We start from the raw sequence: 23,306 nt of genomic DNA on the forward strand, positions 1-23,306 counted from the left end.
TGCCGTATCGAGGAGGATGACCGTGGCAGACGAGCTCACGCCGGCGACCCCGGAAGATGAGTCCGAAGAGCCGATCAAGCAGCGGAAGAACGGCCTGTACCCGGGCGTGTCCGACGAGCTGGCCGAGAGCATGAAGTCCGGCTGGGCCGACACGGAGCTGCACGACCTGGAGCCGATCGCCCAGGCCGCCGAGACCGCCGCGCGGCGCGCCGCGCTGTCGGCGCGTTTCCCGGGCGAGCGTCTGGTGATCCCCGCGGGCAACCTGAAGACCCGTTCGAACGACACGGAGTACCCCTTCCGGGCGTCCGTCGAGTACGCGTACCTCACCGGCAACCAGACCGAGGACGGCGTCCTGGTCCTGGAGCCGACCGCGGACGGTCACCAGGAGACGATCTACCTCCTGCCGCGCTCCGACCGGGAGAACGGCGAGTTCTGGCTCTCCGGCCAGGGCGAGCTGTGGGTCGGCCGCCGGCACTCCCTCACCGAGGCGGCGAAGCTGTACGGCATCCCCGCCTCCGACGTGCGCGAACTGGCCGACGCGCTGCGCGAGGCCACCGGTCCGGTGCGCGTCGTGCGCGGCTACGACGCCGGGATCGAGGCCGCGCTGACCGACAAGGTCACCGCCGAGCGCGACGAGGAGCTGCGGGTCTTCCTCTCCGAGGCGCGGCTGGTCAAGGACGAGTTCGAGATCGGCGAGCTGCAGAAGGCCGTCGACTCGACGGTCCGCGGCTTCGAGGACGTCGTACGCGTTCTGGACAAGGCGGAGGCGACCTCCGAGCGGTACATCGAGGGCACGTTCTTCCTGCGCGCACGCGTGGAGGGCAACGACGTCGGCTACGGCACGATCGCCGCCGCGGGGCCGCACGCCTGCACGCTGCACTGGGTGCGCAACGACGGGCCGGTGCGCTCGGGCGACCTGCTGCTCCTGGACGCGGGCGTCGAGACGCACACGTACTACACGGCCGACGTCACCCGCACCCTGCCGATCAACGGGCGCTTCACCGAGATCCAGAAGAAGATCTACGACGCCGTGTACGACGCCCAGGAAGCCGGTATCGCGGCGGTGCAGCCGGGTGGCAAGTACCGCGACTTCCACGACGCCGCACAGCGGGTGCTCGCCGAGCGGCTCGTCGAGTGGGGGCTCGTCGAGGGGCCCGTGGAGCGGGTGCTGGAGCTCGGGCTGCAGCGACGGTGGACGCTGCACGGCACCGGACACATGCTCGGCATGGACGTGCACGACTGCGCCGCCGCCCGCGTGGAGTCGTACGTCGACGGAACGCTGGAGCCCGGGATGGTGCTCACGGTCGAGCCCGGTCTGTACTTCCAGGCCGACGACCTGACGGTGCCGGAGGAGTACCGGGGGATCGGCGTCCGGATCGAGGACGACATCCTGGTGACGGCCGACGGCAACCGGAACCTGTCGGACGGGCTGCCTCGCCGCTCCGACGAGGTCGAGGCGTGGATGGCCGCGCTCAAGAGCTGATACGAGACGGATGGCCGGGTACCAGGGAGGTGCCCGGCCATTGACGTGCCTGGAATCACCAACCTTGGGGGGGAGCGTCGTCGTGGACGACTTCTGGTCCGGCGTCGGAGTCGATCTGCATCTCGAGCCCGATTCCGGTGACGGGCGGCGGGTCGGGCTCGAGCGGGCGCTCAGGGACGCCGTGCGGGACGGGCGGCTCGCGCCCGGGACGCGGCTGCCCGCCACCCGGCGGCTCGCCACCGAGCTCGGTGTCTCGCGGGGGACCGCCAAGGCCGCCTACGACCAGCTGGTCGCCGAGGGGTATCTGACGGCCCGGCAGGGCTCCGGCACCCAGGTCGCCTCGTTGCCCTCCCTGGACGCCGACACGCCGGAGGCGGCCGCACGCGCGCGTACCCCGCGCTTCGATCTGCGGCCCGGCAGTCCGGACGTCGGGGCGTTTCCGGCGGCGGCCTGGTTGCGGGCGCTGCGGCGGGCCATCGCGACGGCGCCGCTGCTGGCGTACGACTACGGGGATCCCCGCGGCCGTATCGAGCTGCGGACCGCGCTGTCGGGCTATCTGGGACGGGCCCGGGGCGTCATCGCGCCGCCGGAGCGGATCGTGATCACCTCCGGGTATGTGCAGGGGCTGGCGCTGCTCACGCGGGTGCTGGACGGTGCGGAGATCGCCATGGAGGACCCGGGGCTGCCGTTCCACCGGGAGGTGGTGCGGCGCAACGGGGGACGTGTGGTGCCGGTTCCGGTGGACGAACGGGGCCTGTGCGCCCAGGAGTTGGGGGACCTCAAGGCTGTCGTCGTCACGTCGGCGCACCAGTACCCGACCGGTGTGACGCTGCACCCCGAGCGGCGGCGGGCGCTCACCGACTGGGCACGCGAGCGTGGCGGGCTGATCGTGGAGGACGACTACGACGGGGAGTTCCGCTACGACCGGCAGCCCGTGGGCGCGCTCCAGGGGATGGCGCCGGGGCGGGTCGTCTACCTGGGCACCGCCTCGAAGACGCTCGGGCCCGCGCTGCGGCTCGGCTGGATGGTGCTGCCGCCGCACCTGGTCGACGCGGTCGCCGACGCCAAGCTGCACAGCGACCACCACACCGAGTCCATCGGCCAGTTGGCCCTCGCCGAACTCATCGACAGCCATGCCTACGACCGGCACGTGCGCGCGTGCCGGCTCAGATACCGCAGACGCAGGGACCAGCTCCTGGACCGGCTCGGCGGAAAGCACGACGTGCGCGGGATCGCCGCCGGGCTGCACGCGCTCGTGGAGGTCGCCGACGAGGAAGCGGCGCTGAAGCGGGCCGAGGCCGAGGGGCTCGCCGTCGGGCACCTGGGAGACCACTGGCACACGCCCGGCGAGGGGCGGCCGCAAGGGCTCGTGGTCGGGTACGGGACGCCTCGGGAGCGCGCGTATCCGGAGGCGCTGGAGGTCCTGGGCAAGGTGCTGGAGGGGGCCTGAGGGAGCCTCGGGCTCACACCGCCATCAGCGGTGAGTCGTCCCGCCACTTGAGGATCTTGTCGAAGCTCACCACCGTGCCCGTACGCCCCGGCTTGTGGCCGATGTGGACGTGGTCGGCCAGCTCCCTGATCAGGCCGAGGCCTCGGCCGTGCTCGGCCTCGGGGCGGGCGGGGCGGGGGGTCGCGGAGAAGGCGAACCCCGGGCCCGAGTCGGTCACTTCGATACGGCACTTCTCGCCGTCGAGGTAGGCGGTGACCCGGTACGCCTCCGAGGAGGCACCGTGCACCGCGCCCCCGCCGTGCTCGACGGCGTTCGCACAGGCCTCGGTGAGGGCGACGGAGAGATCGTAGGAGACGTCCGGGTCGACGCCCGCCGTCTCCATCGTGCCGAGCAGGAGGCGTCGGGCGAGCGGAACGCTCGCAGCTTCACGCCGCAAGTGGAGTGACCACCAGATGCTCATGCTCCAGCCTCCCGGCCGCGGCTCGACATACCGTTTCTTATTGCCGCGCGCAGCCGTGCGTAAGCACGGAGTTGACGTGATGCCGCCCATATGGGCGATGCGTCCGAAACGGAATCGGTGTATGTGCGGGCCGGTCGTGGCAGAAAGTGATCTTCCGGTCGGCAGGGAACCTTGCGGACCTGCCGTACGGCGGTCACGGGGCCAGTGCGATGATGAGCCCGCCATGACTGCCCCCCACCAGCCCACCACAGGCTCCGGAAACGATCTCCGGATGCTGCGGGCCGCGGTGTTCGCCGCGGTCTGCGTCGTGCTGGCCGCGGGCGGTCACACCCTCGCCTCCTGCGCCACGGTTCCGCTGTGGACGCTGGGCGCGGGATTCCTGGGGGTCGTCCTGGTGGCGGCACCGCTGGCCGGGCGGGTGCGCTCGCTGACCGGGATCGCGGCACTGCTCGCGGCCGGACAGACCCTGCTGCACACGCTGTTCGGGCTGGGACAGCAGACCGTCTCCTCGGGCGCGATGCCGATGTCCTCCATGACGTCGACGTCCGACGCCTCACTGGTGGAGCGGGCGGCGCGGCTCGTGTGCGGGACGACGGCTGCGGCGATCAGCCCCGCCCAGGCCCGCAGACTCCTCGCCGACGCCCGGATCTCCCCGGACACCGCCATGAGCATGGACATGAGCTCCATGCACCATCCGGCGGACGCCCTGTCCGCCACCTCACCGGCCTCGCTGCTGCCGTCCCTGCCGATGCTGCTCGGCCACGTCCTCGCCGCGATCGCCGCCGGCTGGCTGCTGCGCCGCGGTGACCTGGCCCTGCTGCGGCTCATGGAACTCTCGGCCCACTCCGTGGCCGAGGGTGCGTTCGTACGGTCCCTGCGCGCGGCGCTCGCGCTGGTTGGCGCCCTGCGTGCCGGGCTCCCGGCCGCGCCCGAGGCGGGCCCGCGACCGCCGCGCACCGCGCTGCTCGCGCCGCCGAAGCCCCGTACCACCGCTCTCCAGCACACGGTGATCAGGCGCGGCCCGCCGGCCGCCGCCCTCGTCCTCGCCGCCTGACACGACGCGACCGCCACTCCACCTCCGTGGGACCGGGGCCGCCGTCGTGCGGCACACGCGCGTGCCCGTCTTTTCCGGCATCCATGCGCACGCGTTCCTCCGACCACCGGAACTCACTCGAAACCCGAAGTGGAGTGCATCCGTTCATGAAGGCTTCCCGTCTCGCGGCCGCCGGCGCCCTCGCCGCCTCTGCCGTCGTCGTCCTGTCCGCGCCCGCGTTCGCGCACGTCACCGTGCAGCCCGAGGGCACGGCCGCCAAGGGCGGTTACGCGGTCGTCGACTTCAAGGTCCCCAACGAGCGCGACGACGCCTCGACCACCAAGCTCGAGGTGACCTTCCCGACCGACCACCCGCTGGCCTCCGCCCTGCCGGAGCCGATCAACGGCTGGAACATCAAGGTCACCAAGTCCAAGCTCGCCAAGCCGCTCGAGGTGCACGGCAAGAAGATCAGCGAGGCCGTCTCCAAGATCACCTGGACCGCCGCCGACAAGGGCATCGAACCCGGCTACTTCGAGAAGTTCCCGGTCTCCGTCGGCGCGCTGCCCGAGGACGCCGACCAACTGACCTTCAAGGCCCTCCAGACGTACTCGAACAACGAGGTCGTGCGCTGGATCGAGGTGCAGAAGGACGGCGCACAGGAGCCCGAGAACCCGGCCCCCGTGCTCACCCTGTCCGCCGCCTCCGAGGACGGCCACTCACACGGCGCGGCCGCCAAGGACGCCTCCGACGAGACCAAGACCGCCGAGAACGCCGCCGCCGACACCTCCGCCGCCTCCGGCGGCAGCGACACCACGGCGCGCGTGCTCGCCGTCGTGGGCATCGTCGTCGGCGCGCTGGGCGTGGCGTACGGCGTGCTCGCCGGACGTCGTCGCAGCGACGCCTGAGGCCCGTTCTTCCGTGTGGTGCACCGGGGGTCGTACGACCCCCGGTGCACACCGGAGCTCTCACATCTGGGACATTTTTCTATGCGCAAGAAGACGTTCGCCGCGGCCGCGCTGCTCGCCGCCGCCACCCTGACCCTCTCCGCCTGCGGCAGCGGCGACGACAGCAACTCGCCCGTCGCCGTGGTCTCCGAGGACACCTCGCACCAGGCCGCGACCGTTCTCGACAAGCCTTTCGAGAAGCCGGACCTCGTCCTCACCGACACCACGGGCAAGAAGTACGACTTCCGCAAGGAGACCGCGGGCCGTCCGACGCTGATCTACTTCGGCTACACCCACTGCCCCGACATCTGCCCGCTGACGATGAGCAACATCGCCGTCGCCAAGAAGCAGCTGCCCAAGGCCGAACAGGACAAACTGCGGGTCGTGTTCGTCACCACCGACCCCCAGCGCGACACCCCGACCGAACTCGGCAAGTGGCTCAAGGGCATCGACCCCCAGTTCGTGGGTCTGACCGGCGACTTCGCCACCATCCAGGCCGGCGCCCGCACCCTCGGCATCTCCATCGAGCCGACCCACAAGGACAAGAAGACCGGCAAGACCGTCTCGGTGCACGGCACCCAGGTCATCGCGTTCTCGCCGAAGACCGACGGCGGCTACGTCCTCTACGACGAGGACGCCCAGGTCGACGACTACACCAAGGATCTACCCAAGATCATCAAGGGGGAGAACCCGTGAGGCACCTCGTCGCCCCCGCCGCGATACTGACGGGAGCACTGGCGCTGGCGGGCTGCGGCGGCTCCGACGACGCGAAGGCCGAGCTGTCCGTCAGCTCCTCCTACATGCCCCAGCCCGTCTCCGACATGGCCGCGGGCTTCCTCACCATCGCCAACAAGGGCGGCACCAAGGACGCACTGACCTCCGTCACCAGCGACGCCGCGGGCAGCGTGACCGTCCACGAGACGGTCGGGCAGTCCATGGAGGAGGTCAAGTCCCTGGATGTCCCCGCTCACGGTCAACTCGTGTTCAAGAGCGGCGGCAATCACCTGATGTTCGAGAACCTGAAGCGCAGGCCGAAGCAGGGCGAGAAAGTGACCCTCGAACTGCACTTCGCCAAGTCCGGCCCGATCAAGGTTGAGATGCCGGTCAAGTCGGCCACGTACAACCCCGCAACCGGCCACTGAGGGAGGGACCACCGTGACCCGGACCACCACCCCCCGCCGTATGCGGACCCTGGCGCTGCTGTTCCTGGCCGTCCTCGGCATGCTCCTCGCCGGCGCCGGACCGGCCTCCGCACACGCCGCGCTGACCGGCAGCGACCCCGCCCAGGGGGTGGTGGTCGACAAGGCACCCAGCCAGGTCACGCTCACCTTCTCCGAGAAGGTCGCCACGTCCGAGGACTCCCTGCGCGTCCTCGACCCCAAGGGCAAACGCGTCGACACGGGCAAACCGTCCAACGTGAGCGGCACGTCCTACGCCGTTCCGCTGCACAGCGGCCTGTCGGACGGCACCTACACGGTGTCCTGGCAGGTCGTGTCCGCGGACAGCCACCCCGTCGCCGGCGCCTTCACCTTCTCCATCGGTGCCCCCTCCACCACCACCGTCTCGGTCACCGACCGGACGGTGGGCGGCGGGATCGTCGGCTGGCTGTACGGCTTCGGCCGGTATGTGTCGTACGCCGGCTTCATCGTCATGGTCGGCGGCGCCGCCTTCGTCCTCGCCTGCTGGCGGCGCGGCTCCGGCGTCCGGGCGCTGCAGCGGTTCGTGGTCTCCGGGTGGCTCGCGCTCACCTCGGCCACCCTCCTGCTGCTGCTCCTGCGCGGCTCCTACACCAGCTCCGGCAAGGTCGGCGCCGTCTTCGACCTGAGCCTGCTCGGGCAGGTGCTGCAGACCAAGTCGGGCGCGGCACTGATCTCCCGGCTGCTGCTGCTCGCCGCGGCGGCCCTGTTCATCGCCGTGCTCTTCGGTGCCTATGACAAGCGGGACGACGAGGAGAAGCGGGATCTGACGTTCGGGCTCGCGATAGGCGGATCCGTGGTGGCCGCCGGGCTCGCGGCGAGCTGGGCGATGGCGGAGCACGCCTCCACCGGGCTCCAGCCGGGCGTCGCGATGCCCGTCGACGTCGTCCATCTGCTGGCCGTGGCCGCATGGCTCGGCGGTCTGTGCGCGCTCCTCGTGGCGCTGTACCGGTCGGACACCCCGATCGAGGCCGCGGCAGTACGCCGCTTCTCCCGAGTCGCCTTCGGCAGCGTCCTCGCCCTCGTCGCGACCGGCAGCTACCAGTCCTGGCGCCAGCTCGGCTCCTGGTCGGCGTTCACCGACACGACGTACGGACAGCTGCTGCTCGTCAAGATCGGGCTCGTGGCACTGCTCGTCGGCATCGCATGGATCTCCCGGCGGTGGACGGCACGACTGGCGGACACCACCGTCGTGCAGCCACGCGAGGAGGAGGTGGGGCAGGACACCACGTCGGAGGGCGACGACCTGGGCGACAGGGAGCCGGCCGCCGCCCGCGCGGGAACCGGCTCGGCCAAGGCGGCTTCGGCTTCCGCCGACTCCTCGGCGGGCGCGGGATCGAGGGCCGCTCGCGGCTCCACGGTCAAGGGTGGCCCCGCGTCCACCACCGGCTCCGAAGGATCCGAGGAGCCCGAGGAGGCAGAGGCTGCCGACGAGGCCCGGGCCTCCGAAGCCCCCGCCGACTCCGAGCGCGCCGCCCAACTCGCCCGCCAGAAGGCCGCCATGGCCACCGCACGGCAGAAGCGGCAGCGCGACGCCGACCCCGACCGGTTCGGCCTACGGCGCTCCGTACTCGCCGAGGCGGGAGTCGCCGTCGTCCTGCTCGCCGTCACCACCGTGCTGACGCAGACCGAGCCCGGACGCACGGAACAGGAGGCCAGGGCGGCCACCTCGGCGTCCTCGTCCTCCTCCTCGACGGCGGACTCGTCGTCCGGCGCGCTGACCCTGACCATGCCCTTCGACACGGGCGGCACGGACGGCAAGGGCGTCGTGTCCGTGGACCTCGACCCCGCACGCGTGGGCGGCAACGACATGCACGTCTACGTCCAGCGGCCCAACGGGCGCGCCTTCGACATCCCCGAGGTGAAGGTCGCCTTCACCCTGGAGGCCAAGAAGATCGGACCGCTGCCCGTCAACCCCGACCACATCGCCACCGGACACTGGGCGACGAGCAGCGTGCAGATCCCCATGGCCGGCGACTGGAAGGTCGCCGTGACCGTGCGCACCTCCGACATCGACCAGGTGACCGTCTCCAAGAACGCGCAGATCGGCTGAATCGCACCATGGCTGACAAGTCCATTCGGGAGGCCCGCACTCCCGACGCAGCTCCCGACGGGGCTCCGCAGGAGAGGGTTTCCGCGTCCCCCGGAGACGGCATCTCGCGACGGAAGCTGCTCGGCACCGCCGGCGCCACCGGGCTCGTGCTCGGCGCTGCCGGCGGAGCCGTGGGGTATGCCGCCGCACCCTCCGAGGCCACCCCCCTCAGCTCAATCGGCGCCAATCGGGTGATGTTTCACGTGAAACACCAGCCCGGCATCACCGAGGGCCTTCAGGCCCGCGGCCATCTCGTCGCCTTCGACCTGAGGGCGGGCGCGGGCCGCAAGGAGGCTGCCGCACTGCTGCGCCGCTGGTCGGCGACGGCCGAGCGGCTTATGGCGGGCGAGGCGGCGGCGAGCGACGACACGGATGTCGCACGGGACGCGGGCCCGTCGTCCCTGACGATCACCTTCGGCTTCGGCCACAGCTTCTTCTCCCGCACCGGTCTGGAGAAGCAGCGCCCGGTCTCTCTCGACCCCCTGCCCGACTTCTCCTCCGACCAGCTCGACAAGGCCCGCAGCGACGGCGACCTGTGGGTGCAGATCGGTGCCGACGACTCCCTGGTCGCCTTCCACGCCCTGCGGGCGATCCAGAAGGACGCGGGCAGCGCGGCCCGTATCCGCTGGCAGATGAACGGCTTCAACCGCACTCCGGGCGCCACCGCCCACCCCATGACGGCCCGCAACCTCATGGGCCAGCTGGACGGCACGCGCAATCCCAAGCCGACCGAGCCCGACTTCGACAAGCGGATCTTCGTCCCGTCCTCGGGCTCCCACGACCCCGCGTGGATGGCGAACGGCTCCTACGCCGTCGTACGCCGCATCCGCATGCTCCTCGACGACTGGGAGAAGCTCTCCCTCAAGGACCAGGAGAACGTCATCGGGCGCCGCAAGTCCGACGGAGCCCCCCTGTCCGGGGGCACCGAGACGACCGCGATGGACCTGGAGAAGACCGACGCACAGGGCGACTACGTCGTCCCCGGCAACGCCCACGCCCGTATCTCCCGCCCCGACCAGAACGGCGGAGCGGCCATCCTGCGCCGCCCGTTCTCGTACCACGACGGGTTCGACGCGGACGGCGTCCCCGACGCGGGCCTCCTCTTCGTCTGCTGGCAGGCCGACCCGCTGCGCGGCTTCGTCACCATCCAGCGCAAGCTCGACCGCGGCGACGCCCTGTCGAAGTACATCCGCCACGAGGCGAGCGGCCTGTTCGCGGTGCCGGGCGGGGCGGCCCAGGGCGAGTACGTGGGACAGCGGCTGCTGGAGGGGTGAGCCGCGGGTGCGTAAGGCCCATTAGGGTGAGGTCATGCCAGCGAGCTACGCGTATCTCGGCCCCGAGGGCACCTTCACCGAAGTCGCCCTGCGCACCCTTCCCGAAGCGGCCACCCGGGAACTGATCCCGTACGTGTCGGTGCAGTCCGCGCTGGACGCGGTCCGCGCGGGCGAGGCCGAGGCCGCCTTCGTGCCGATCGAGAACTCCGTCGAGGGCGGCATCACCACCACCCTCGACGAGCTGGTCGCGGGCGCCCCGCTGATGATCTACCGCGAGGTGCTGCTGTCGATCACCTTCGCGCTGCTGGTCAGGCCGGGTACGAAGCTCTCCGACATCAAGACGGTCTCCGCCCACCCGGCTGCCCAGCCGCAGGTGCGCAACTGGCTGAAGAACAACCTCCCGGACGCCCACTGGGAGTCCGCCGCCTCGAACGCGGACGCCGCCCGCCTGGTCCAGGAGGGCCAGTACGACGCCGCCTTCGCGGGCGAGTTCGCGGCCGCCCGGTACGGCCTGGAGGCCCTGGAGACCGGGATCCACGACGCCGAGAACGCACAGACCCGGTTCGTGCTGGTCGGCCGGCCCGCCCGGCCCGCCGCACCCACCGGCGCCGACAAGACGTCCGTCGTGCTGTGGCAGCGCGACGACCACCCCGGTGGTCTGCGCGACCTACTGGGCGAGTTCGCCACCCGCGGCATCAACCTGATGCTGCTGCAGTCCCGGCCCACCGGTGCCGGCATCGGCAACTACTGCTTCTGCATCGACGCCGAGGGCCACATCTCCGACCGCCGGGTCGCCGAGGCCCTGATGGGACTCAAGCGGATCTGCCTGGAAGTGCGCTTCCTGGGCTCGTACCCGCGTGCGGACATCGGCATCGACGACGTGCGCGCACCGCGCCAGGGCACGTCCGACGAGGAGTTCCTCGCGGCGTCGGACTGGGTCGCGCGCTGCCAGGACGGCCGCTTCTAGTCGGTTCGGCCGCCCGGTCCTACCTGCAGATTTTCGTTGTCCACAGAAGTTATCCACAGGCCAGGTTCTCGACCTGGGGACAAGTCGACACGGAACCATGACTCTGTCGACAAATCCGCCTGTGGAGCCTTCCCCTGTCCATCGGCTCGCATGTCACCGTTCGTCCACCTGTTTCCTTTAGGTAATCCTTCGGGGCGACCGCTTTCCACTCGAAAGTGGTGGTAAATCGGGGTCTGGGGCATGATTCCTCGGCGTGACCCACCGGTTTCGGAGTGATCAATTCCGAAATCCACAGACCCCCCGCACAGCCTGTGGATAACTTTCTTCGGAGGTGTGGATCGCTGTGGACAACCAAAGCCCAAGTCCCGCTCCCCACAAGGGAATCGGGTCAACCGGCCACCAAGCGGCTGCCCCGTTCCAGGGAGTGAGATGCCTTTTGTTGACACTGTGGGCAATTCGCTCATAACTGAACGTAAGCCGCAATTGACGACTGTGAGGAATGGTGAGTCGTGGGCCGTATCCCGGCACCGGTAGCCTTGACCGCGTGATTGACCTTCGCCTGCTCCGTGAGGACCCCGACCGTGTGCGCGCGTCCCAGCGCGCCCGTGGAGAGGACGTCGCGCTCGTCGACGCTCTCCTGTCTGCCGACGAGCGGCGCAGGTCGTCCGGCGTCCGCTTCGACGAGCTGCGCGCCGAGCAGAAACAGCTCGGCAAGCTCATCCCCAAGGCCTCCGCGGACGAGAAGGCGGAGCTGCTGAAGAAGGCGAGCCAGCTCGCCGCCGACGTCAAGGCCGCCGACGCCGAGCGCGACGCCGCCGACACCGAGACGCAGGAGCTGCTCCTCCAGCTCGGCAACCTCGTCCACCCCGACGTGCCCGTCGGCGGCGAGGAGGACTTCGTCACCCTCGAGACGCACGGCACGATCCGCGACTTCGGCGCCGAGGGCTTCGAGCCCAAGGACCACCTGGAGCTCGGCACGCTGCTCGGCGCGATCGACGTGGAGCGCGGCGCGAAGGTCTCCGGCTCGCGCTTCTACTTCCTGACGGGGATCGGCGCCCTGCTCGAGCTCGCCATGGTCAACGCGGCGATCGCGCAGGCCACCGCGGCCGGCTTCACACCGATGCTGACGCCCGCCCTGGTCCGCCCCCAGTCGATGGCGGGCACGGGCTTCCTCGGCCAGGCGGCCCAGGACGTCTACCACCTCGACAAGGACGACCTCTACCTGGTCGGCACCTCCGAGGTCCCCCTCGCCGCGTACCACATGGACGAGATCCTCGACGCGGACCGGCTGCCCCTGCGTTACGCAGGCTTCTCGCCCTGCTTCCGCCGTGAGGCCGGCTCGCACGGCAAGGACACCCGGGGCATCTTCCGCGTCCACCAGTTCGACAAGGTCGAGATGTTCTCCTACGTCGCCCCGGAGGACTCGGAGGCCGAGCACCAGCGTCTGCTGCAGTGGGAGAAGGAGTGGCTGACCTCGCTGGAGCTGCCGTTCCGCGTCATCGACGTCGCCTCGGCCGACCTGGGCTCCTCGGCGGCCCGCAAGTTCGACTGCGAGGCGTGGATCCCCACGCAGGGCAAGTACCGCGAGCTGACCTCGACCTCGGACTGCACCGAGTTCCAGTCCCGCCGCCTGTCGATCCGCGTGCGTGACGGCAAGCAGGTCAAGCCGCTCGCGACGCTCAACGGCACGCTGTGCGCCGTTCCGCGCACGATCGTGGCGATCCTGGAGAACCACCAGCAGGCCGACGGCTCGGTGTATGTGCCACCGGTGCTGCGCCCGTTCCTGGGCGGCCGGGAGGTCCTGGAGCCGGTCGCCAAGTGAGCGACGCGTCCGCGCCCCCGGTGTTCCCGTACAGACTCATCGCGACCGACCTCGACGGAACGCTCCTGCGCTCCGACGAGTCGGTCTCGCAGCGCACCCGTGACGCGCTCGCCTCGGCCACCGGGGCGGGCGCCGCGCACATCGTCGTCACCGGCCGCGCGGTCCCCTGGACCCGGCACATCCTCGACGACCTCGGCTATGAGGGCCTCGCGGTCTGCGGCCAGGGCGCGCAGGTGTACGACGCCGGGGCGCACCGTCTGCTGACGTCGGTGACTCTGGACCGGCAGCTGGCGGGCGTGGCCCTGGCGAAGATCGAGGCGGAGGTCGGCCCGCTGCATCTGGCGGCGAGCCGCGACGGCCTGGAAGGCGACGTGCTGGTGGGGCCGGGGTACGCGCTCACCGGCGAGCTTCCCGTGACGCCGTTCACGGACGCGTCCGACCTCTGGTCGGCCCCGCTGAACAAGATCTACATACAGCACCCGGAGCTGTCCGACGACGAGCTCGCCGCGGCGGCACGCGAGGCCGCGGGCGGCTTCGTCACGGTCGCCATGGCGGGCGAGGGCATCGTGGAGCTGCTGCCGCTGGGTCTGTCCAAGGCGACGGGACTGTCGCTGGCGGCCCGCCGTCTGGGCATCAAGGCGGCGGACACGATCGCCTTCGGCGACATGCCCAACGACATCCCGATGTTCGCCTGGGCGGCACGGGGCGTGGCGATGGCCAACGCCCATGAGGAGCTGAGGGCGGTGGCGGACGAGGTGACGTCCTCCAACGAGGAGGACGGGGTCGCGGTGGTGCTGGAGCGGTTGCTGGGCTAGTTCTTCGGCTTCTTGCGGAGGATGCACGGATCGAACGTGCGCGGGGATGACCCCGACCATGACTCACTTCTGATCGAACACAGCGCAAGCCAGTGCCTTACCACTCGGCCAATCCTCCGGGTGGGCGGCCCACGCGAGAGCGACATCGCGTGCTCGAAGCGGCCGCCCCGGGCAGCTCCCCGTGCGGAGCGGGTTCGACGGTGGGGTAACTACACCGGAACCCGCCGCGGGCTGCCCTGTCGGGAGCTGGACGTACTGTCGTGCATGGACATCGCCCGGCTCCTCTCCCAGAACGTGGCGCCGGCGCAGCTCCGAAAAGTGCGGGCGTCCGGCGGTGTGGACACAACCACTGTGCCTGTAGGACGAGTTGGACGCCACTGAATAAAACGACCGGACAACGGCCGTAGGGGATCAGCGCCGCCGCCACTTGCGCCGGCGTGCCTTGCTGAAGAACCAGCCCGCGGGCGGCTCGTCGGAGCGCCAGGGCTGCGGCTCGGGCTCCTCGTTGCGCCAGCGGGCGGCGAGCATGCGGGCACGGGCAGACGGCTCGGAGGTCTCGGCGCCACGTATGAAGTCCTCGTCCAGGACCAGCTCGTCCCAGTCGTCTGCCATTCCCTTTCCTCTCAGTCGTACGTCCCCAGGTGCGTCAGTCGTACATCCCGATTTGCCCAGTCTGCCCGGACAGAGGTGAAGTCCCCGTCAAGGTGAGGACCTGTCACTCCTCACCGGCGAGCGTCAGCGTGCGCAGCTTCTGCCCGGCGTACCAGGTGGCCAGCACGGTCACCGCGACCAGGAACACCGTGGCCGTGGTCAGGCCGACGTCCGAGGTGACCAGGTCACCGCCGGCGACCTTGTGGGCGACCGCCAGCGACCACTGCTGGACGCTCAGCGTGCGCGCACCGGGCACCAGGGAGCCGAACAGGGCCTCCCAGACGAGTGCGTACACGAGCCCGAAGACCACCGCGTGCCGGGAGACCGTGCCCAGCAGCAGGAACAGCGCCGCGTAGGCGATGGAGGAGACCAGCGCGGCGACCGTGTAGGCGACGGCGATCTGCTGCCCGTTGCCGTTGAGGATGAAGCCGGCGATGAGGGTGGGCAGCGCGGAGAACACCATCGTCACCGCGATCGCCACGATCAGCTTGGTGAAGATGATCGTCGGCCGCTTCAGCGGCTTGGACAGCAGGTACACCACCGAGCCGTCGTCGATCTCCGGTCCGATCGCGCCCGTGCCGGCGATGACGCCGATGATCGGCACCATCGTGGCGAGCGCGAGCTTGCCCAGCAGGTCGGAGGCCGTCTGGTCGTCGGCCCCGGTGAGGGCGCGTACGACGACGGAGATCGTGATCAGCAGCAAGGGCAGTGCGCCCAGGATGAGGGCCCGGCGACGGCCGAGCAGGGCCCGGTAGGTGAGCCGGGCGACTGTGGGGTCGTACATCTTTCGGCCTCCTACACCGCGACCAGGTACGAGAAGACGGACTCGAGGGACTCGTCGGACGGCGAGACCGTGAGCAGCCGGATGCCGTGGTCGCGGGCGACCCTGGGCAGCAGCGTCGTGAAACGGCCGAAGTCGACGGCCTGGATGCGCAACGCGCCCTCGGCGAGGTCGACTTCGATGCCCGATGTCGACGGATCGGCGATCAGTGCGGCCGCAAGGGCGCGGTCGTCGCTGGAACGCACCAGGTAGCGGTGCGGGCGGTCGGTCATCAGACGGCGGATCTTGCGGAAGTCGCCGCTGGCCGCGTGGCGTCCGGCGACGACGACCTCGATGTGCCAGGCGAGCTGCTCGACCTCTTCGAGGATGTGCGACGAGAACAGCACCGTGCGGCCCTCGTTGCCCATGCGCCGCAGCAGGTCCATGAGCTGCATGCGCTGGCGCGGGTCCATGCCGTTGAAGGGCTCGTCCAGCAGGAGCAGCGAGGGGTCGTGGACCAGGGCGCTCGCCATCTTGACGCGCTGGCGCATGCCCTTGGAGTACGTGGAGATCTTGCGGTCCTGCGCGTACTCCATCTCGACCGTGGCCAGCGCCTTCTGGGCGGCCTTGGCGCCGAGGCCGTGCAACTCGGCGTTGGCGACGACGAATTCGCGCCCGGTGAGGAAGTCGTACATGGCCTCGCGTTCGGGGACGATGCCGATGTGCTGGTAGATCGACTCGTTGCGCCACACCTGCCGGCCGTCGAGGGTGACGGTGCCGGTGGAGGGGGCCAGGAAACCGGCCATCATGTTGATGAGGGTGGACTTTCCGGCGCCGTTCGGGCCGAGCAGGCCGGTGACGCCGGGGCCGATCGTCATGGTGATGTCGTTGACGGCGACCACGTTGCCGAACCAGCGGGAGACATGGTCGATCTGGAGCGTGGTCACAGTCCCACCTTCTTGTAGCGGCGCAGCAGCAGGCCGTAGCTGGCGGCGATCAGGCCCAGCGTGAGCAGGACGTACACCACGCCCTGACCGGTCGAGGGTCCGTGGCCTCCCGGGAGTGCCGGGGTCGCGCCGAGGAAGGCGGACTGCACGCCGTCGATGAGCGTGACCGGCGAGAAGAGACCGATCCAGGGGATGGCGCTCGTGCTGCCCTGGTTGTCGGCGATCGCCTGGAGCGTCGAGACGGCGCCGTAGGAGACGATCAGGACGGCGATCACGGCCGCGATGCCGAAGCCGCGGCGCGGGGTGACCGACGCGATGACCAGGCCGATCCCGGCGAAGAGCAGTGAGAGCAGTGCCACGGACACGAGTCCCTCGGCGAATCCCTTGGTCTGGTCGGCGAAGTCGAGCTTGGCAAGCAGCGCGCCCACATAGAGCACGATCAGCGGGGCCGCGGTCAGGATGAACATCGCCGAGGCCAGCGCCGCGTACTTCGCGCGCACGTAGTCGGCGGTCTCGATCGGCCGCGAGAAGTACAGCGGTACGGTCTTGAAGCGCAGGTCGCGCGAGACGGACTGGGGCGCCTGCGAGGCGACGTACAGACAGATGACGGACTGCATGATGATCGCGTAGCGGGTGTACTCGACCGGCAGCGCGTGCGCCTTGGTGGCGACGGCGACGGCCACCATGATGGCCGCCGGCACGCACATCACCGTGAACAGCAGCATCGGCAGCACCTTGGACTTGATCGAACGGCCGAGGCCGTAGGCGCCGCGCAGGGACTGCGAGTACAGGGAGCGGGTGGCGTAGGAGCGGCCGAGGCGGGGGCCGTCGTAGCTGCGGTAGCCGATGTTGTGGATGCGGGTCTGGTCACCCGGCGCAGCCGCCGAAGAGTGCTCAACTGCCATGGCCGACCGCCTCCTTCCGCTGCTCTTCCTCGCTCTTGAAGACCTCCGAGATGTGGTGCCTGCGCTGCTCCATGCGCACCAGGCCGAGACCGAGATCCGCGACCACGTCGCGCACGAGGTCGTACGTCTGATCGCCCTGTGCCGTGAGCAGCAGGATGTGCCCGGCGCCCGGCAGGCCGTCGCTGCCGTCGGCGACCTCCACCCCGCGCGCGTGCAGCGCCTCGCGCACCGCGCGCGTGCCGTCCGGGTGCTCGTCGCTGTCGGTGACCTCGATCGCGAGGGTGGTCGTGGTCTGCGTGAAGTCCGTGGTGGAGCTGGAACGCAGGAGCTTGCCGCCGTCGATGACGACCACATGGTCACAGGTGCGTTCGAGCTCGCCCAGCAGGTGCGAGGTGACCAGGACCGAGATGCCGAAGTCGGTGTGGATGCGGCGGATCAGCCCGAGCATCTCGTCGCGGCCGACCGGGTCGAGGCCGTTGGTCGGCTCGTCCAGGAAGACCAGCTGGGGGTCGTGGACCAGCGCCTGCGCCAGCTTGACGCGCTGCTTCATACCGGTCGAGTAGCCGCCGATGGGGCGGTAGCGCTCCTCGTACAGACCGACATGGCGCAGCGTGTCCGCGGTGCGCTCGCGCGCGGCCGTGGGCGGCAGCCCCGACATGCGCGCCATGTGGACGACGAACTCGGTGGCCGAGACGTCGGGCGGCAGGCAGTCGTGCTCCGGCATGTAGCCGACCCGCTCACGGATGTCGCCACCCTTGGTCGCGACGTCGAGCCCGAGCACTTCGGCGCGGCCCTCGGAGGCGGGGGACAGACCCAGGAGGATCTTGATCAGTGTGGACTTGCCGGCTCCGTTCGCTCCGACGAGTCCGGTCACCCCGGGCCCGACGTCGACGGAGAGCCGGTCAAGCGCGGTCACCCGGGGGAACCGCTTGCTCAGGCTTTCGGTCGCGATCACAGTCACGGCTTCGACGATAGTGACGCGGACCACGCGGGTCGTCAGACCGCAGAGCTGTCCTGGCATCAGCCTCCAGGCGTACGGGTCCGTAGGGGATTCCCCTACCTGAGAGCTACGCAGAGTTATCCACAGCCCGGAACCCTCCTATTGACGCAGCCTCTAACAACTGTCACATTCACCGGTGTCAAGTTACGGGCACGTACCGCAGTCGGCGTGGACGAGGTGAGCGGTGGCATGACGACGGCAGTGACAGAGGAACTCTCCGCGCGGCTGCGGGGGTTCAGGCAGGTGCAACGCCTCGCCTACGAGTGCGCGGAGGCGGTCGCCGCACAGCTGCAGCCGGGAGTGACCGAGCGCGAGGCGGCCCGCATGCAGCGCACCTGGCTGCGCGAGCGGGGCGTGCGGGACTGGTTCCATCTGCCCTTCGCCTGGTTCGGCGACCGCACGGCGTTCGTGAACTTCCGCGTCCCGCTCCAGTTCTTCCCGACCGACCGGCGGCTCGAGCCCGGGATGCCGTTCATCCTCGACATGGCCCCCGTGTACGACGGTTACACGGCCGACATCGGCTATTCGGGCTCCCTCGGGATCAACCCCGTGCAGGACAAGCTCATGGCCGACCTGCAGGCGCACCGCGAGCTGATCCTGCGCGAGGTCCGCGAGCGGCGCCCACTGCGGGCGATCTACGAGGACGTGGACCGCCTCATGGTCCGCCAGGGCTATGCCAACCGGCACCGCGCCTATCCCTTCGGTGTGATCGCGCACAAGGTCGACCGCGTGCAGCAGCGCGGCTGGTCACCGCATCTGTTCGGGTTCGGCATCCAGTCCCTGAAGGGGCTCGCCTCCGACGCGCTGCACGGCCACCGCGTCGGCTGGTCCCCGCTGTGGTCGCCGTACCGCTTCTCCGACCACCCTCCCCAGCCGGGCCTGTGGGCGGTCGAACCCCATCTCGGCTTCCGGGGTACGGGCGCGAAGTTCGAGGAGATCCTGGTCGTCACCGACTCCAGGGACCCCGAGCAGAGCGCCTTCTGGCTGGACGACGATCTGCCGCACGTGCGGCGCTGGGCGGAGGACAAGTGACGGGCTTTTCCCAGTCGGGGCTGAAGGGCGCGCGGGAGCGCCGGGTGCACACCGGTGGCGTGGAGCTGTGCGTGGCGGAGCTCGGGGACTCCGGGCAGCCGACGGTGGTCCTCGTGCACGGATACCCCGACAGCAAGGAAGTGTGGTCCGAGGTCGCCCCGCGGCTCGCCGAGCGCTTCCATGTCGTCCTCTACGACGTCCGCGGACACGGCCGGTCGACGGCACCGCAGCCGCTGCGCGGCGGCTTCACGCTGGAGAAGCTGACGGACGACTTCCTGGCGGTGATCGACGCCGTCAGCCCGGACCGGCCGGTGCACGTGGTCGGACACGACTGGGGATCGGTGCAGTCCTGGGAGTTCGTCACCGTCCAGCGCACCGAAGGACGCATCGCGTCCTTCACTTCGATGTCCGGCCCGTCCCTCGACCACTTCGGGCACTGGATCAACAAACGCCTCAAGAAGCCCACCCCGCGCCGTGTCGGCCAGCTCCTCGGCCAGGGCGCCAAGTCCTGGTACGTGTACCTGCTGCACACGCCCGTACTGCCCGAACTCGCCTGGCGCGGCCCGCTCGGCAAGCGCTGGCCGCGCATCCTGGAACGCTTCGAGAAGGTGCCCGGCGGCGACTACCCGACCTCCTCACTCCCCACCGACGCGGCGCACGGCGCCTGGCTGTACCGGGACAACGTCCGCGCCAGACTGCGCAGGCCCCGCCCGGACGCCTATGCGCACGCGCCCGTGCAGCTCATCACGCCCCTGGGGGACGCGTTCCTGTCGGAGAAGCTCTACGACGAACTGGCGCTGTGGGTTCCGCAGTTGACTCGCCGCACACTCCCGGCCAAGCACTGGATACCGCGCACCCGACCCGACCAACTGGCGGCCTGGATCACCGAGTTCGTGACCACCATCGAGGGCGGAAAGACGAAGGTGACGGCGACCGGCAGGTACGCCGAGCGCTTCGGCGGGCAGCTGGTCCTGGTCACCGGCGCGGGCAGCGGCATCGGGCGGGCCACGGCGTTCGCCTTCGCGGAGGCCGGCGCACGCGTGGTGGCCGTCGACCGGGACGCCGAGGCCGCCGCCCGCACCGCCGAGCTCTCCCGCCTGCTCGGCGCCCCCGAAGCCTGGGCGGAGACGGCCGACGTCTCCGACGAACAGGCCATGGAGAAGCTCGCCGAGAAGGTCGCCACCGCGTACGGAGTGGTGGACGTCCTGGTGAACAACGCCGGGATCGGCCTGTCCGGCTCCTTCTTCGACACCAGCCCGGAGGACTGGAAGAAGGTACTCGACGTCAACCTGTGGGGCGTGATCCACGGCTGCCGGCTCTTCGGCAGGCAGATGGCCGAGCGCGGACAGGGCGGCCACATCGTCAACACCGCGTCGGCGGCCGCGTACCAGCCGTCCAAGTCGCTGCCCGCCTACAGCACCTCCAAGGCGGCCGTGCTGATGCTCAGCGAGTGCCTGCGCGCGGAACTGGCGGGCCGGGGAATCGGCGTGAGCGCGGTCTGCCCGGGCTTCGTCAACACCGGCATCACCTCGACGGCACGGTTCGCGGGCGTGGACGCCGAGGAGGAGAAGCGGCGCCAGAAGAAGGCGGCACGGCTGTACGGCCTGCGCAACTACCCCCCGGAGAAGGTCGCCGACGCGATCCTGCGGGCGGTCGTGCGCAACGAGGCGGTCGTGCCGGTCACTCCGGAGGCCCGGGGCGCGCACTTCATGTCCCGGTTCACCCCGCGCGCGTTGCGGGCGATCGCCCGCATGGAACCGCCGCTGTGAGGGGGCAGTTGCTCGAAAGCGCCGGCGGACGGAGGCACTCGGCATGCAGTCGCCGTACCGGATAGAGGACTTGGCGCACCACAGCGGCGCCACCGTCCGCACCATCCGCGCCTACCAGGACCGCGGCCTCCTCCCCCGTCCCGAGCGTCGCGGCCGCGCCAATCTCTACTCGGACGCGCATCTCGCCCGCCTGCGCCAGATCGCCGACCTCCTGGGCCGCGGCTACACCCTGGCCTCCATCAAGGAGCTCCTGGAGGCCTGGGACGCGGGCCGCGGCCTGAGCGGGGTGCTCGGGCTGGTGGCCGAGGTCGACGGCCCGTGGACCGACGAGGAGGCGGTACGGATCTCGCGTGCCGAACTGGACGAGCGCTTCGGCGGCGACCCCGACGACGCGGCTGTCGCCGACGCCGTGGAGCTGGGAGTCCTGGAGCCGGTTCCCGGCGACGAGAACACCTTCCTCGTCCCGAGCCCCCAAGAGCTCGTCGTGGCCGTCGAGTTGCATGCCGCGGGCGTCCCGCTGGCGGCGATCTCGGGCCATCTGCGGGAGTTGAGGGGCCAGATCGAGCACATCGCGGCCCGTTTCCTGGAGTTCACCACCGAGCACGTCTTCGCCCGCTACCTCGAAGGACCGCACCGCCCGACGGACGCGGACGCGGCAGAAGCCGCCTCGCTCGTACGGCGACTGCGGCCCCTCGCACAGCAGACGGTGGATGCGGAACTCGCGCGGGCCATGCGATTGTTGGCGGTACGGCAACTGCGGCAGCAGCTCGGCGCCGGGGACACCGCACCGGGCCGTCCCGCGGCACGCTTCGTGTCGCTGCCCGCGGAGACGATGCGGGCGGTGGAAGGGCTGGTTGGAGTGGAGGGGGCGGCGGAGTTCGTGCGTCTGGCGGCTGAACGGGAGGTGCACGCACGGGCGTTGGACGCGCTCACGTCAAGGGAGGTGCCCCCAGGCGATCTTGACGAACGGGACTGACATGTATGCCAAGTTGTCCACAGAACGGCCAACTGGCCTGTGGATAACACTAGTTGGCTGTGGATCAAACCTGCCCGCCAAAATAATCTGCGTGATCCGCGTCTCTCCCGTCATGCTGAACGGATGGAAGAAAGACGCACCGTAAAGCTGTCGAAGTACCTCTCGAAACACCTGCGCCACCAGCCCGAGCGGATCGGGCTGACGCTCGACGAGGCCGGCTGGGCCGAGATCGACGTGCTGATCGCCGCGGCCGCCGCGCACGGTTTCCGCTTCACCCGCGAGGAGCTGGACCACGTCGTCGCCGTCAACGACAAGAAACGCTTCGCCGTCGAGGGCATCCGGATCCGCGCCAGCCAGGGCCACAGCGTCGAGATCGACCTCGGACTCGCCCCGGCCACCCCGCCGCCGTACCTCTACCACGGGACCGTGGCCCGCAACCTGGACGCGATCCGCGCCGAGGGGCTGCGGCCCATGAACCGGCACGCCGTGCACCTCTCGCCGGACCGCGAGACCGCCACCCGTGTCGGCGCCCGCCGCGGCCGGCCCGTCGTGCTGTCCGTGGACGCGGCCGCCATGCACCGCGACGGGCATGTCTTCCACGTCAGTGAGAACGGGGTGTGGCTCACCAAGGCCGTGCCGCCTCAGTACCTCCGCTTCCCCCAGACGCACTGACGCCCGGCTCCCGCCCGGCTCGGTGCGTATCGATGTGACTGCGCACGGTGACCGTTTCGTCCGTTGTCAGTGCGGCCGCTTAGTCTCGGGGGCATGAGTCTGCATCTGAGCACTGTGATCCTCCCGTACCGCCGCTGGCACGAGGGCGGCCGTTCGGCATGGCAGCGCGCGGAGCAGCTCGGCTTCCACACCGCCTACACCTACGACCACCTGTCCTGGCGCAGCTTCCGGGACGGCCCGTGGTTCGGTGCCGTACCGACCCTGACCGCGGCGGCGGCCGTCACCGAGCGGATGCGGCTGGGCACCCTGGTGACCTCGCCGAACTTCCGCCACCCGGTGCCGTTCGCGAAGGAGCTGATCTCCCTCGACGACTTCTCCTCGGGCCGGCTCACCCTCGGTGTCGGCGCGGGTGGCAACGGCTTCGACGCCACGGCGCTGGGGCAGGAGCCCTGGACCCCGCGGGAGCGCGCGGACCGGTTCGCCGAGTTCGTCCAGCTCCTGGACCGGTTGCTGACCGAGGACGGCAAGGAGGGGCTGTCGTACGAGGGCGACTTCTACTCGGCGCACGAGGCGCGCAACATACCGGGCTGTGTGCAGCGGCCCCGGCTGCCTTTCGCGGTGGCGGCGACCGGCCCCCGCGGGCTGAGGCTCGCCGCGCGGTACGGGCAGGCGTGGGTGACCACGGGCGACCCCAAGTTGTACGAGCGCGGCACGTCTGAACAGTCGATTCAAGCCATTCGCGGTCAGGTCACAAAGCTTGCCGAGGCCTGCGCCGAGATCGGCCGGGACGTGACCGAGCTCGACAAGGTCCTGCTCACCGGTTTCACCCCGGACCGCGGTCGGCCGCTGGAGTCGCTCGACGCGTTCGTGGACTTCGCGGGCCGCCACCGGGAGCTGGGCTTCACCGAGATCGTGCTCCACTGGCCCATACCGGACTCCGACTTCGCCGCCGACGAGAAGGTCTTCGAGCAGATAGCCATGGAGGCCGCGGCGCAACTCGACTGAGCGGACGGCTGTGACAGTGCTGATCAGGACGGTAACCACTCACCTGTGCGGCC

22 protein-coding genes and 1 tRNA gene are annotated in these 23,306 nt (G+C 70.2%); 16 read left to right on the top strand and 7 right to left on the bottom strand.

Features of this window, described 5'->3' with window-relative positions; translation table 11 throughout:
- Nucleotides 1–16: 16 nt before the first annotated feature.
- Both ACIBW9_RS13025 and ACIBW9_RS13030 read left to right on the top strand, forming a co-directional pair.
- Entirely contained in the window at nt 17–1,483 is a 1,467-nt protein-coding gene (locus tag ACIBW9_RS13025) for an aminopeptidase P family protein (RefSeq protein ID WP_398954255.1), read from the top strand.
- An 82-nt stretch (nt 1,484–1,565) separates the two neighbouring features.
- A complete protein-coding gene (locus ACIBW9_RS13030) occupies nt 1,566–2,933 on the top strand; it encodes a PLP-dependent aminotransferase family protein (RefSeq protein WP_398954258.1) in 1,368 nt (455 codons plus the stop codon).
- A 13-nt stretch (nt 2,934–2,946) separates the two neighbouring features.
- Here ACIBW9_RS13030 and ACIBW9_RS13035 read toward each other — a convergent pair whose 3' ends face one another.
- On the bottom strand, nt 2,947–3,393 hold the full coding sequence (locus ACIBW9_RS13035) for an ATP-binding protein (protein WP_398954260.1): 447 nt from the start codon (nt 3,391–3,393) through the stop codon (nt 2,947–2,949).
- A 223-nt stretch (nt 3,394–3,616) separates the two neighbouring features.
- On the opposite strand from ACIBW9_RS13035, the gene ACIBW9_RS13040 reads away from it, so the two are divergent.
- The 9 genes from ACIBW9_RS13040 to ACIBW9_RS13080 all read left to right on the top strand — a co-directional run bounded on the left by ACIBW9_RS13040 (nt 3,617) and on the right by ACIBW9_RS13080 (nt 13,536).
- Complete coding sequence (locus ACIBW9_RS13040; RefSeq protein WP_398954262.1) at nt 3,617–4,447, top strand: hypothetical protein; 831 nt, start codon at nt 3,617–3,619, stop codon at nt 4,445–4,447.
- Between the two features lie 146 nt (nt 4,448–4,593).
- Nucleotides 4,594–5,331 carry a YcnI family protein gene (locus tag ACIBW9_RS13045; protein ID WP_398954264.1) on the top strand — a complete coding sequence of 246 codons (738 nt, stop codon included), beginning with the start codon at nt 4,594–4,596 and terminating at the stop codon, nt 5,329–5,331.
- A gap of 81 nt (nt 5,332–5,412) precedes the next feature.
- A complete protein-coding gene (locus ACIBW9_RS13050) occupies nt 5,413–6,066 on the top strand; it encodes an SCO family protein (RefSeq protein ID WP_398954266.1) in 654 nt (217 codons plus the stop codon).
- On the top strand, nt 6,063–6,512 hold the full coding sequence (locus tag ACIBW9_RS13055) for a copper chaperone PCu(A)C (protein WP_398954268.1): 450 nt from the start codon (nt 6,063–6,065) through the stop codon (nt 6,510–6,512). Before ACIBW9_RS13050 ends, ACIBW9_RS13055 begins: the two co-directional genes overlap by 4 nt.
- Nucleotides 6,513–6,525: 13 nt before the next feature.
- Nucleotides 6,526–8,619, top strand: coding sequence for a copper resistance CopC/CopD family protein (locus ACIBW9_RS13060; protein WP_398954270.1), 2,094 nt, complete (start codon nt 6,526–6,528; stop codon nt 8,617–8,619).
- Between the two features lie 8 nt (nt 8,620–8,627).
- Nucleotides 8,628–9,932 (top strand): iron uptake transporter deferrochelatase/peroxidase subunit, encoded by a 1,305-nt coding sequence (gene efeB / locus ACIBW9_RS13065; RefSeq protein WP_398954273.1) that lies wholly within the window; start codon nt 8,628–8,630, stop codon nt 9,930–9,932.
- A gap of 34 nt (nt 9,933–9,966) precedes the next feature.
- Nucleotides 9,967–10,899 (top strand): prephenate dehydratase, encoded by a 933-nt coding sequence (pheA, locus tag ACIBW9_RS13070; protein ID WP_398954276.1) that lies wholly within the window; start codon nt 9,967–9,969, stop codon nt 10,897–10,899.
- A 544-nt stretch (nt 10,900–11,443) separates the two neighbouring features.
- A complete protein-coding gene (gene serS, locus ACIBW9_RS13075) occupies nt 11,444–12,721 on the top strand; it encodes a serine--tRNA ligase (protein WP_398954278.1) in 1,278 nt (425 codons plus the stop codon).
- Complete coding sequence (locus ACIBW9_RS13080) at nt 12,718–13,536, top strand: HAD family hydrolase (RefSeq protein WP_398954280.1); 819 nt, start codon at nt 12,718–12,720, stop codon at nt 13,534–13,536. The genes serS and ACIBW9_RS13080 overlap by 4 nt, the downstream gene beginning before the upstream one ends.
- Before the next feature lie 15 nt (nt 13,537–13,551).
- On the opposite strand, the gene ACIBW9_RS13085 is transcribed toward ACIBW9_RS13080, so the two are convergent.
- The 6 genes from ACIBW9_RS13085 to ACIBW9_RS13110 all read right to left on the bottom strand — a co-directional run bounded on the left by ACIBW9_RS13085 (nt 13,552) and on the right by ACIBW9_RS13110 (nt 17,754).
- Nucleotides 13,552–13,654: transfer RNA gene (locus ACIBW9_RS13085), tRNA-OTHER, on the bottom strand.
- A 293-nt stretch (nt 13,655–13,947) separates the two neighbouring features.
- On the bottom strand, nt 13,948–14,148 hold the full coding sequence (locus ACIBW9_RS13090; protein ID WP_344403250.1) for a hypothetical protein: 201 nt from the start codon (nt 14,146–14,148) through the stop codon (nt 13,948–13,950).
- A 103-nt stretch (nt 14,149–14,251) separates the two neighbouring features.
- Nucleotides 14,252–14,971, bottom strand: a complete 720-nt coding sequence (locus tag ACIBW9_RS13095; RefSeq protein WP_398954283.1) for an ABC transporter permease subunit — start codon at nt 14,969–14,971, stop codon at nt 14,252–14,254.
- Between the two features lie 11 nt (nt 14,972–14,982).
- Nucleotides 14,983–15,894 (bottom strand): ABC transporter ATP-binding protein, encoded by a 912-nt coding sequence (locus ACIBW9_RS13100; protein WP_398954285.1) that lies wholly within the window; start codon nt 15,892–15,894, stop codon nt 14,983–14,985.
- Nucleotides 15,891–16,799, bottom strand: coding sequence for an ABC transporter permease subunit (locus tag ACIBW9_RS13105; protein WP_398954288.1), 909 nt, complete (start codon nt 16,797–16,799; stop codon nt 15,891–15,893). Before ACIBW9_RS13105 ends, ACIBW9_RS13100 begins: the two co-directional genes overlap by 4 nt.
- Nucleotides 16,789–17,754 carry an ABC transporter ATP-binding protein gene (locus ACIBW9_RS13110; protein WP_398955211.1) on the bottom strand — a complete coding sequence of 322 codons (966 nt, stop codon included), beginning with the start codon at nt 17,752–17,754 and terminating at the stop codon, nt 16,789–16,791. The genes ACIBW9_RS13105 and ACIBW9_RS13110 overlap by 11 nt, the downstream gene beginning before the upstream one ends.
- A gap of 234 nt (nt 17,755–17,988) precedes the next feature.
- Here ACIBW9_RS13110 and ACIBW9_RS13115 point away from each other — a divergent pair, with 234 nt between their 5' ends.
- The 5 genes from ACIBW9_RS13115 (at nt 17,989) to ACIBW9_RS13135 (ending at nt 23,253) form a co-directional block, all read left to right on the top strand.
- Nucleotides 17,989–18,831 (top strand): M24 family metallopeptidase, encoded by an 843-nt coding sequence (locus ACIBW9_RS13115; protein WP_398954290.1) that lies wholly within the window; start codon nt 17,989–17,991, stop codon nt 18,829–18,831.
- Nucleotides 18,828–20,600, top strand: a complete 1,773-nt coding sequence (locus ACIBW9_RS13120; RefSeq protein ID WP_398954292.1) for an SDR family oxidoreductase — start codon at nt 18,828–18,830, stop codon at nt 20,598–20,600. Before ACIBW9_RS13115 ends, ACIBW9_RS13120 begins: the two co-directional genes overlap by 4 nt.
- A gap of 43 nt (nt 20,601–20,643) precedes the next feature.
- Complete coding sequence (locus ACIBW9_RS13125; protein WP_398954294.1) at nt 20,644–21,576, top strand: MerR family transcriptional regulator; 933 nt, start codon at nt 20,644–20,646, stop codon at nt 21,574–21,576.
- A gap of 123 nt (nt 21,577–21,699) precedes the next feature.
- Nucleotides 21,700–22,248, top strand: coding sequence for an RNA 2'-phosphotransferase (locus ACIBW9_RS13130; RefSeq protein ID WP_398954296.1), 549 nt, complete (start codon nt 21,700–21,702; stop codon nt 22,246–22,248).
- A gap of 93 nt (nt 22,249–22,341) precedes the next feature.
- Complete coding sequence (locus tag ACIBW9_RS13135; RefSeq protein ID WP_398954298.1) at nt 22,342–23,253, top strand: LLM class flavin-dependent oxidoreductase; 912 nt, start codon at nt 22,342–22,344, stop codon at nt 23,251–23,253.
- The last annotated feature ends 53 nt before the right edge of the window (nt 23,254–23,306 follow it).

Origin of the sequence: Streptomyces sp. NPDC049541, assembly GCF_044465725.1 — a bacterium.
GTDB lineage: Bacteria > Actinomycetota > Actinomycetes > Streptomycetales > Streptomycetaceae > Streptomyces.

Excerpts from the sequence above, each read along its gene's own strand:
- ACIBW9_RS13025 (WP_398954255.1), top strand. The coding sequence starts at position 17 with ATGACCGTGGCAGACGAGCTCACGCCGGCGACCCCGGAAGATGAGTCC.
- ACIBW9_RS13035 (WP_398954260.1), bottom strand. The coding sequence starts at position 3,393 with ATGAGCATCTGGTGGTCACTCCACTTGCGGCGTGAAGCTGCGAGCGTT.
- ACIBW9_RS13040 (WP_398954262.1), top strand. The coding sequence starts at position 3,617 with ATGACTGCCCCCCACCAGCCCACCACAGGCTCCGGAAACGATCTCCGG.
- ACIBW9_RS13045 (WP_398954264.1), top strand. The coding sequence starts at position 4,594 with ATGAAGGCTTCCCGTCTCGCGGCCGCCGGCGCCCTCGCCGCCTCTGCC.
- ACIBW9_RS13050 (WP_398954266.1), top strand. The coding sequence starts at position 5,413 with ATGCGCAAGAAGACGTTCGCCGCGGCCGCGCTGCTCGCCGCCGCCACC.
- efeB (WP_398954273.1), top strand. The coding sequence starts at position 8,628 with ATGGCTGACAAGTCCATTCGGGAGGCCCGCACTCCCGACGCAGCTCCC.
- pheA (WP_398954276.1), top strand. The coding sequence starts at position 9,967 with ATGCCAGCGAGCTACGCGTATCTCGGCCCCGAGGGCACCTTCACCGAA.
- ACIBW9_RS13090 (WP_344403250.1), bottom strand. The coding sequence starts at position 14,148 with ATGGCAGACGACTGGGACGAGCTGGTCCTGGACGAGGACTTCATACGT.
- ACIBW9_RS13095 (WP_398954283.1), bottom strand. The coding sequence starts at position 14,971 with ATGTACGACCCCACAGTCGCCCGGCTCACCTACCGGGCCCTGCTCGGC.
- ACIBW9_RS13105 (WP_398954288.1), bottom strand. The coding sequence starts at position 16,799 with ATGGCAGTTGAGCACTCTTCGGCGGCTGCGCCGGGTGACCAGACCCGC.
- ACIBW9_RS13115 (WP_398954290.1), top strand. The coding sequence starts at position 17,989 with ATGACGACGGCAGTGACAGAGGAACTCTCCGCGCGGCTGCGGGGGTTC.
- ACIBW9_RS13125 (WP_398954294.1), top strand. The coding sequence starts at position 20,644 with ATGCAGTCGCCGTACCGGATAGAGGACTTGGCGCACCACAGCGGCGCC.
- ACIBW9_RS13130 (WP_398954296.1), top strand. The coding sequence starts at position 21,700 with ATGGAAGAAAGACGCACCGTAAAGCTGTCGAAGTACCTCTCGAAACAC.
- ACIBW9_RS13135 (WP_398954298.1), top strand. The coding sequence starts at position 22,342 with ATGAGTCTGCATCTGAGCACTGTGATCCTCCCGTACCGCCGCTGGCAC.